Here is an 8,662-nt window from a genome sequence, read left to right as displayed (position 1 = left end):
TGCCGGACCTGGACGCGGCCGAGGTCGTTGCGCTGCGCACCGACGCGGCCGTCCCCGAGCACCGCTGAGCTGACGTGCCGATGAGCCGTTGAACCGCTGAACCGCAAAGGAGTTCGAACATGGACTGGAAGACCTTGGCCGAGGCGCTGTTCGGCTCGGACCGCGGGCTGACGCTGGACGGCGAGCTGCTGCACGGCGAGGTCGCGCTCGACGATGAACCGCTGACCGTTGTCGGCACCACCGGGCATGCGCCGATCGGCGTGCGGCTCGCGCTGGCGCAGGCACGCGTGGTGCTGGACACCGTGGCCCGCCATCCGGGCCGGCCGATCCTGCTGTTGATCGACACCCAGGGCCAGCAGCTGCGGCGACGCGATGAGCTGCTGGGCATCAACCGCGCGATGGCCCATCTCGGCATGAGCATCGACCTCGCGCGCCGGCGCGGGCATCCCGTGCTGGGCCTGGTCTACGACCAGGCGCTGTCGGGCGGCTTCATCACGTCGGGCCTGATCGCCGACGCCTGCGATGCGCTGCCGCAGGCGGAGATCCGCGTGATGCGCATTCCAGCGATGTCGCGGGTGACCAAGCTGCCGGAGGCGATGCTGACCGAGCTGTCGCGGACGAACCCGGTCTTCGCGCCGGGCGTCGAGAACTACGTGGCGATGGGCGGCGTGCGGCGCGTGTGGACCGGCTACCTGCGGGCCGCGCTGCGCCAGGCGCTGGCCGATGCGCCGACCGAGGACCGCCGGGCGCTCGATGGCGCACAGCGCGGCGGTCGCCGGCTCGCCGCGGCCGTGATGGACCGCGTGCTGGAGGCGCCATGACCCGTCTGCATCGACATCAACTCGTGCATCCGTCGCCCGCGGCCTGGGAACGCCTGCGCGCGGGCGCTCGCGACGCGGTCGAGCGGGAATGCATGACGCTGTGGGCCGGGCGTGGCCTGCCGCTGGTGGTCACGCAGCAGCGCTGCGACGCCGGCCCGGCCGCCGACTCGACCGCTGGCGGCATCGCGACGGGGCTGTCCGCGCCCCTGCGCTGGGAATCACGCCGGCTTGGCGTGATGCTCGCGCGGAGCGAGGTGCTGTTCTTCGACGAGTTCCCCGTCGCGCGCGCGCTGACCAAACTGCTGCCCGCCGCGGCGCGGCCCGCGTGGGATCGGCTGTGCCGGTCCGCCGCCGCGGACGGCGTCCAGTCGCGCGTCTACGGCAGCTACGGCTGGCAGGCCTTGACCGGCATGGCGCATGTGCGCGCGGATTCGGATGTGGACCTCTGGGTGGGCGTCCAGGATGCGGCCCAGGCCGACACGATCGCCGCGCTGCTCGCGCGCACCGAGATCCCCGGGCTGAGGCTCGATGGCGAGCTGATCTTCGACGGCGACACCGCGGTGTCGTGGCGCGAGTGGTTGGCCTGGCGCGCCGGCGGCAGCCGCTCGATCCTGGTGAAGACCCTCAGCGGCTGTCGACTGGCCAGCGATCTGGGCGAGATCGTCCGCGACATGAAGGTGGCGGCATGAGCGCGCCAGCGCAGCAGAGGCCGCTGGGCCGGCGCCCACGCGACGCTGACGCGATCCTGGCGCCCGTGGCCCGCGACCTCGGCCGCGCCGCCGCAGCCGCGCTGTACGACGAGCTGGCGCTGTCGCCCAAGCCCGGTCTGGTCACCCTGACCAGCAACGGCAGCCATGCCGACATGGACGCGCGGACCTTCTTCCGCAGCATCGCCGCGCTGCGCGGCTACTTCGTCCGGATCGCCGGACTGGGCATGGCCGGCGCAAACTTCGAGGCCCTGGAGCGAGCCGGCATCGAGGCCGAGGCCCGCATGCTCGCGGCGACCGGAGGCATCAACACCCATCGCGGCGCGATCTTCCTGCTGGGGCTGCTATGCGCAAGTGCTGGCGCGCTCGTCGTGGCCAGCCGACCGCTGACGCCGGCGGCGCTGCGGGCGATGCTCGACGAGCGTTGGGGCGCGGCGCTGCATCGGCGCGCGCAGCGTCCGTCGATGTTGCCCGGCGGCATGGCCGCGCGGCGGCACGGGCTTCGCAGTGCGTCGGAAGAGGCGACGCTCGGATTTCCCGCTGTCTTCGAGGTGGGGGTGCCCGCGATGCGGTCGGCGCGCGCGCGTGGCTTGTCGCACGAGCGCGCACAGCTCGACACCTTCTTCCATCTGATGGCAGCCCTCGACGACAGCAACCTCGCGCATCGCGGCGGCCTGGAGGGTCTGCGCTTCGCGCAGCAGGCGGCGCGCGGATTCCTCGCCGACGGCGGCGCCGCGCATCCCTTTGCCACCGCACGGGCTGAGGCAATTGGTCAGGACTTCGAGGCGCGCCGGCTATCGCCCGGCGGCTCCGCCGACATGCTGGCCGCCGTCTGTTGGATGGTTCGCATCGGCGCGGTTGATGCGGACGGCTCGATCGATACGGGCGGCGCGTTCGGCGCGGCCGGTGCGGTCAGCGCAGTCAATGCGCTCGGTGCGGTCGGCGCGCTCGATGCGATCAGCGCGGTCGATGCGGTCGATGCGGTCGACGGCCGGTGAACACCTCGGGCAGTGCTCGTGAGCGTCGCGATCGTCTTCAGCGGGCAAGGCCACCAGCATCCGGCAATGTTGCCGTGGTTGCGGCGTGACGCGGCGATCGCCGCGATGGCGGCACGGCTCCGCGTCGAGGACTGGCGGGCCGCGCTCGCCGACGAGGCATGGGCTCACGCCAACCGACATGCGCAGGTGCTGATCACCGCGACCGCGGTGTCGGCCTGGACTCAACTCCGTGCGGCGCTGCGCATCGCGTCAATCGAGGTCGACGCCCTCGCCGGCTACAGCGTCGGCGAGCTTGCCGCCTGTGCGGCGGCCGGCGTGTTCAGTCCAGAGCGAGCGGTCTCGCTGGCGGCGCGTCGGGCCGCGCTCATGGATGCCGCGGGCAGTACGGGGCGCGGCGGCCTGTGCGGCGTCACCGGCCTCGGCGCGGCCGCGGTGGACGAACTCCTGCGCGGCTCGGCGGTGACCGTCGCCATTCGCAATGGCGACGATTCGGTGGTGATCGGCGGGCCGCTGAGCGACTCGCATACACACGGGCCTGAGGCGGTGTCTCTGTCGGACGGATCGCTCGACGCGGTCGAAGCCGCGCTGGCCGAACGCGGCGCGCGCTGCACGCGCCTGGCGGTCACGGTGGCATCGCACACGCCGCTGATGCGGACGGCCGCCGAGGCTTTCGCCGTCGATCTGGCGGGCGCGGCGATGGACGCGCCCGCGCTGCCAGTGTTCGACAGCGACGGCAATCGCAGCTGGACCGCCGAGCAGGCGCGCGACGGCCTGTCGCGACAGATCGCCACGACGGTGCGATGGGATGCGGTGATGGACCAGTTGGCGGCGCGCGCGCCGTCGTGCGTGCTGGAGATCGGCGGTGGCCAGGCGCTCGCTCGGCTCTGGCAGCGGCGTCATCCGTCGATCCCCGCGCGATCCGCAGACGAGTTCCGCACCGTCGACGGCGTGATCGCGTGGATCGAGCGCTGCAACACCTGAGCGGGATCAGCGAATGGCAGCCAGCGGTCGACGGTCGACGGTCGACGGTCGACGGTCAACGGTCAACGGTCAACGGTCGGCGATGCGACATGCGAGCAGTGAGCGGTGAGCCGTGACCAGCGCGCGGGTTCACCCTCGATCGTTGCAGCGCGCGTAACGGTCCGCTTGGGAGCTTGATTGAAGCGTGCTCGCGCGCTGGATACCGTGCGACTCGATGAGAAACCGATGAAGAACGGAGCGGCCGGTGCTCGACATGCCGGACCGCCGCAACAGGAGACAGCGATGACCACACACTGGATGTCGATCCTTCCGCTCGGGGCCATGTTCGTGGTGGCCACCGCCCTGCCCATCAACATGGGCGTGCTCGCCTTCGTCGGCGCCTTCCTGGTGGGCACGCTGGTGGCCGGCATGAGCGCGAAAGCGATCATGGCCGGCTTCCCGGCCGAGCTCTTCCTGACGCTCGCCGGCATCACCTACCTCTTCGCCCTCGCGCAGAACAACGGCACGATCGACTGGCTGGTGCGACTGGCCGTGCGCGCGGTGCGGGGCCGCATCGCCGCCATCCCGTGGATCATGTTCCTGGTGGCGGCGCTGCTGACCTCGGTCGGTGCGGTGAGCCCGGCGGCGGTGGCGATCATCGCGCCCATCGCGCTGGGCTTCGCGGCCCGCCACGGCATCCATCCGCTGATGATGGGCCTGATGGTGATCCACGGCGCGCAGGCGGGTGGGTTCTCGCCGATGAGCATCTACGGCGGCATCACCAACAAGATCGTCGCGAAGGCGGGGCTGCCGCTCAGCGAGGTCACCACCATGCTGGCCAGCTTCGGCGTGAACTTCGCGGTCGCGCTGGGGCTGTTCTTCGCGCTGGGCGGTTTGAAGCTGATGCGACGGGGCCGTGTCGAGGAGGACGGCGAGCTGGCGCCGATTCCTCCGGTGGCGCGCCCGCAGGGTGGGCCGCAGGTCTTCGGCGGTGCGGAGGCCGAGTCGTATGGCGAAGGGCGGCGTGTCGCGGCGAGTCGTTCGTCGATGCTGGGCCAGGTGCAGACGCAGACTTTCCAGGCCACGAGCGTGCACCAGGTGATCACGGCGCTGGGCCTGGTGCTGCTGGCGGTGCTGACGCTGGGCTACAAGCTGGACATCGGTTTCGTGTCGATCACGATTGGCCTGGTGCTGAGCCTGATGCAGCCGCGGCTGCAGAAGAGTGCGCTGGGCCAGGTGTCGTGGCCGGAGATCATGTTGATCGTCGGCGTGAGCACGTATGTGGGCGTGATGGAGAAGATGGGGACGATCGACTACGTCGGTCACAGTGTCGCGAACCTGACGTCGCCGCTGATGGCTGCGCTGCTGTTGTGTTTCGTGGGCGCGGTGGTGTCGGCCTTCGCGTCGTCGACGGCGGTGCTGGGCTCGTTGATTCCGCTCGGTGTGCCGTTCCTGACGGGAGACAACGCCGGCATGGCGATTGGTTTCATCGCTGCGATGGCGGTGTCCTCGACGATCGTTGACGTGAGCCCCTTCTCGACGAACGGCGCGCTGGTCCTTGCCAACGCCAAGGGCATGGACCGCGACCGCTTCTTCCGCATGTTGCTGCTCTACGGCGCTGCCGTGACGGTGATTGCCCCGATCGTCGTCTGGTCCCTCTTCGTCCTGCTCTGACCACCGCAGTCCGTCGGGTGCTTGGCCGGGGCCGCCGGCGAAGCCGAAGCTTCGTCAACTGACTGGGGCGCCGTCTGTTTGAGCAGAGCGAGCCGAAGGTCAGCGTCGCGAGTTGGCGCCCTGAGCTTCGGCTTCGCCGGCGGCCCCGGCCAAGCGCCGAGCTCCTCGCGCTGTGCTTCCCGATCAAGCGTCCACAAACGCCGCCGCGATCATTTCCCCTGCGTTGATGGGTGACGGCTCATCGACCCTCGGTGTGTAGATGAGGTCCCCCGCGCGAATGCTGGCGCCGCTGAGCACGCAGATGCCATCGCGTTTGGACGGCACCATGTCCCAGATTTGATAGCCGTAATGGCAGGCGCCTGCGTCGGACCACGAGATGGCGGCTGTGCGCGGCGTGGGTCGATCGAGGACGTGGATGGTGGGGGGAGGCCGCAGGGAGAGGCTGGTGCTGTCGTGGTTGCGGTTGGAGCGGGCCTTGGAGGTTGAGGGGTGAGGCGTATCGGGCACGCCGCCGTTCCCGAGCCAAGACACCGTGCGCAGCCAACCCTCGCGCGTTGGATCGTTTGCCAGATTGCTGTGCATGCCGCACCGCCTTTCACGTCCGCCGACAATCGGCGTCGAAGCCTGAAATAATTCAACGGGTGATGAATATAACAAAGGCAGCCAGCGCATGAATAAGACCCCAAGGACCGTCGGGGCGCCGCGGCGTCGCGGACGGCCGAGCGCGGATTGCGCCCGCGGCGCCGATGAACTGCTGCGCGTCGCGCGGCGCACCTTTGCGCTGCGGGGATATGAAGCCACCAGCGTCCGTGAGATCGCGCGCCAGGCCGAGGTCGATCCGGCGCTGATCGCCCATCATTTCGGATCGAAGGAAGCGCTGTGGCTCGCGGTGGTGGAGCAGATCAGGGAGCTCCTCGAGCCGATGCTGGAGACGACGGCGGCGCTGCGCGCCGACGCGTCGCTGGGACCGCGGCAGCGGGTCGAGCACTGCCTGCTGGCGTTCATCGACCGCGTCTTCGAGCACCCGGACATCGGCATCTTCTTCTCGACGGCGGCGACCGAGGAAGGCGAGCGGCTCAACGTGCTGGTCGACGTGATGGTGCGGCCTTTCCACGCCGTCTGCCTGCCGCTGTTCAGCGACGCGATGGATGCCGGCGAGCTGCGCCGCTGCGATCCGGCGCTGCTGTTCTCGGTGCTGATGCAAGGCATCAGCAAGACGGTGGCGTATGCGCATGTGCTGCGCGCGGTCTCCCCGCTGCCGGACGACCCGGGCCGCTTCAAGCGCGAGCTCACGGACGTGGCACTGCACCTGCTGCGCTGATCGCACGATTGCTCAAGCGGGGCGATGTGTCGCTGTCGCCAGTGCGGTGATGTGTCCTCGCGCATCGGATCGTCTTTCCTTCCCAGGCCGGATACACGGGCATACGAAAGCCGTATCGCCCATCGGCCCGCGCTCGAAGAATCCGCTCCATCGCAGCCTCCCGCTGCTGGCCTGGAAAGGATTCCCCATGCGATCGATCTCCCGACGTTCCCTGCTCCCGCTGGCGCTGGCCGGTGCCGCCGCCGCGGCCACCGTGGCGCTCTCGCTGCCGACGATGTCCACCGACGCGGCGGCCGCTTCGCTGCTGGGCGGCGGCGGCATGACCGGCAAGCCGGCGCCCGCCTTCGCCGGCATCAACAGCTGGGTCAACAGCCCGCCGCTGAAGATGGAGGAGCTGCGCGGCAAGGTGGTGCTGGTCGACTTCTGGACCTACACCTGCATCAACTGCCTGAACGCCCTGCCCTACGTGAAGGCCTGGCATGAGAAGTACAAGGACCAGGGCCTGGTCGTCGTCGGCGTGCATTCGCCCGAGTACGAGGAAGAGAAGTCGCTGGCGGGCTTGAAGGAGGCCATCACGCGGCTGGGCATCACCCATCCGGTGGCGCAGGACAACGACTTCAAGACGTGGAAGAACTACAGCAACCGCTACTGGCCGGCGCTGTACCTCGTCGACAAGCAGGGCAAGGTCGTCTACACCCACTTCGGCGAGGGCGCCTACCAGCAGACCGAAGCGCAGATCCAGGCGCTGCTGAAGCAGCCGGCCTAATCGCGGCCCTCGACGGCCATCGACAGCACGTAGCCCTCGCTGCGGACCGTCTTGATGTATTTGGGCTCGCGCGCGTCGTCGCGCAGCCGCTGGCGGATGCGGCTGACGAGCAGGTCGATCGAGCGCTCGAAGAGCTCGGCCTCGCGCCCCTGCGTGAGGCCGAGCAGCTGGTCGCGGCTCAGCACCCGCTGCGGGTGGTCCAGGAACACGCGCAGCAGCCGGTACTCCGCGCCGCTGAGCGGCACCACCGTGCCCTGGGCATCGACCAGGTGACGCTCGATCGTGTCCAGCACCCAATCGCCGAAGGCAGTCGCGGCGACTCGTCCGACGAGCGCATGTTGGGCGGCAGCATGCGCGCGCGCCGCAGCACCGACTTGATCCGCGCCAGCAGCTCGCGCGCCGCGAAGGGCTTGGCCAGGTAATCGTCCGCGCCCATCTCCAGGCCAAGAATGCGGTCGGCCTCGTCGCCCCGCGCGGTCAGCATGATGACCGGCGTCGCCTTGTGCCGGCCGGCCCGCAGGTCTCGGCACAGCGACAGGCCATCCTCGCCCGGCAGCATCAGGTCCAGGATCACCAGGTCGAAGGGGCCGCCGGTCTCCATCGCGATGCGCATGTGCCGGCCGGTCGGCACCGCGGTGGCGCGCAGGCCGTTGCGGGTCAGGTAGGTGGTGAGCAACTCGCGGATCTCGCGGTCGTCGTCGACGATCAGGACATGGTCCTGGGTGGGCGCGGTCGTCTGCATGGGCGTGGAAGGCGGAACGCTGGGGACGGGATGAGCCGGAATGTAGCGGCCCGCAGCCCGCGTGGCGTCGGCCGGGGCAATGTTGTGTCTCCGGTGCGGGACGCGGATACACGCCCATACAAAGCCCGCCACAAACGGGAGCCGCGCGCCTATAAACCAGCCTGCGGCGCCGCCGCCGCCATTCGACCTCATCCCCAGCGTCACCGCACCGGAGACCCCCGTGAGCCGCGTCATCGATTACTTCCTCGCTCCCCACAGCCCCTGGACCTACCTCGGCCACGAGCGCTTCGTCGCCATCGCGCGCGAGGCGGGCGCCACGGTGCGCCCGATCCCGATCGACCTGCTCAAGCTGTTCTCGGTCTCCGGCGGCCTGCCGCTGTCGCAGCGCCCCGCCCAGCGCCAGGCCTATCGGCTGCTGGAGCTGCGGCGCTTCTCGCGCCATCTGGGCATGCCGATGCATGTGGAGCCGACCTTCTTCCCCGTCGTGCCGCATGCGGCGGCGCGGCTGATCATCGCGGTCGACGAGGCCGACGGCGCGGAGGCAGCGCTGCGCCTGACCGGCGCGTTGCTGCGTGCGGTCTGGGAGCAGCAACGCGACATCGCCGACGCCGCCACGCTGACCGCGATCCTGGGCGAGCAGTCCCTGCCTGCCGAGCGCCTGGCCCGCTCCGCC

At 70.0% G+C, this 8,662-nt stretch carries 9 protein-coding genes and 1 pseudogene; 8 read left to right on the top strand and 2 right to left on the bottom strand.

Annotated features, from left to right (window positions below; translation table 11 throughout):
* Nucleotides 1–119: 119 nt before the first annotated feature.
* From FUT87_RS13615 to FUT87_RS13595, 5 genes are all read left to right on the top strand, one after another.
* A complete protein-coding gene (locus tag FUT87_RS13615; RefSeq protein WP_147241375.1) occupies nt 120–821 on the top strand; it encodes a biotin-independent malonate decarboxylase subunit gamma in 702 nt (233 codons plus the stop codon).
* Nucleotides 818–1,510 (top strand): malonate decarboxylase holo-[acyl-carrier-protein] synthase, encoded by a 693-nt coding sequence (gene mdcG / locus FUT87_RS13610; RefSeq protein WP_147241374.1) that lies wholly within the window; start codon nt 818–820, stop codon nt 1,508–1,510. The genes FUT87_RS13615 and mdcG overlap by 4 nt, the downstream gene beginning before the upstream one ends.
* Nucleotides 1,511–1,575: 65 nt before the next feature.
* Nucleotides 1,576–2,526 carry a triphosphoribosyl-dephospho-CoA synthase MdcB gene (gene mdcB / locus FUT87_RS13605; protein WP_255511821.1) on the top strand — a complete coding sequence of 317 codons (951 nt, stop codon included), beginning with the start codon at nt 1,576–1,578 and terminating at the stop codon, nt 2,524–2,526.
* A gap of 18 nt (nt 2,527–2,544) precedes the next feature.
* Nucleotides 2,545–3,507 (top strand): ACP S-malonyltransferase, encoded by a 963-nt coding sequence (locus tag FUT87_RS13600; RefSeq protein ID WP_147241372.1) that lies wholly within the window; start codon nt 2,545–2,547, stop codon nt 3,505–3,507.
* A 282-nt stretch (nt 3,508–3,789) separates the two neighbouring features.
* Nucleotides 3,790–5,160: an SLC13 family permease gene (locus FUT87_RS13595; protein ID WP_147241371.1), complete on the top strand. Its 1,371-nt coding sequence runs from the start codon at nt 3,790–3,792 to the stop codon at nt 5,158–5,160.
* 183 nt (nt 5,161–5,343) lie between these two features.
* Here FUT87_RS13595 and FUT87_RS13590 read toward each other — a convergent pair whose 3' ends face one another.
* A complete protein-coding gene (locus tag FUT87_RS13590; RefSeq protein WP_186830528.1) occupies nt 5,344–5,742 on the bottom strand; it encodes a DUF3331 domain-containing protein in 399 nt (132 codons plus the stop codon).
* Between the two features lie 88 nt (nt 5,743–5,830).
* Here FUT87_RS13590 and FUT87_RS13585 point away from each other — a divergent pair, with 88 nt between their 5' ends.
* The gene (locus FUT87_RS13585; RefSeq protein WP_147241369.1) at nt 5,831–6,481 is read left to right on the top strand and encodes a TetR/AcrR family transcriptional regulator; all 651 of its coding nucleotides are present in this window, start codon (nt 5,831–5,833) and stop codon (nt 6,479–6,481) included.
* 187 nt (nt 6,482–6,668) lie between these two features.
* Nucleotides 6,669–7,247: a thioredoxin family protein gene (locus FUT87_RS13580; RefSeq protein ID WP_147241368.1), complete on the top strand. Its 579-nt coding sequence runs from the start codon at nt 6,669–6,671 to the stop codon at nt 7,245–7,247.
* Here the strand turns inward: FUT87_RS13580 and FUT87_RS13575 are convergent.
* Nucleotides 7,244–7,989 (bottom strand): annotated as a pseudogene (locus FUT87_RS13575) (response regulator). The gene FUT87_RS13580 and the pseudogene FUT87_RS13575 sit on opposite strands and share 4 nt — an antisense overlap.
* A gap of 220 nt (nt 7,990–8,209) precedes the next feature.
* On the opposite strand from FUT87_RS13575, the gene FUT87_RS13570 reads away from it, so the two are divergent.
* Nucleotides 8,210–8,662, top strand: a 453-nt coding sequence (locus tag FUT87_RS13570) for a 2-hydroxychromene-2-carboxylate isomerase (RefSeq protein ID WP_147241367.1), incomplete at its 3' end; no start/stop codon positions are given.

The organism is Mitsuaria sp. TWR114 (genome assembly GCF_007997345.1).
This window is presented reverse-complemented; position numbering and strand designations above follow the sequence as displayed.

Bases quoted from the DNA above. Each gene is read 5' to 3' on its own strand.
- FUT87_RS13615 (WP_147241375.1), top strand. From the start codon at position 120: ATGGACTGGAAGACCTTGGCCGAGGCGCTGTTCGGCTCGGACCGCGGG.
- FUT87_RS13585 (WP_147241369.1), top strand. From the start codon at position 5,831: ATGAATAAGACCCCAAGGACCGTCGGGGCGCCGCGGCGTCGCGGACGG.
- mdcG (WP_147241374.1), top strand. From the start codon at position 818: ATGACCCGTCTGCATCGACATCAACTCGTGCATCCGTCGCCCGCGGCC.
- FUT87_RS13590 (WP_186830528.1), bottom strand. From the start codon at position 5,742: ATGCACAGCAATCTGGCAAACGATCCAACGCGCGAGGGTTGGCTGCGC.
- FUT87_RS13595 (WP_147241371.1), top strand. From the start codon at position 3,790: ATGACCACACACTGGATGTCGATCCTTCCGCTCGGGGCCATGTTCGTG.
- FUT87_RS13580 (WP_147241368.1), top strand. From the start codon at position 6,669: ATGCGATCGATCTCCCGACGTTCCCTGCTCCCGCTGGCGCTGGCCGGT.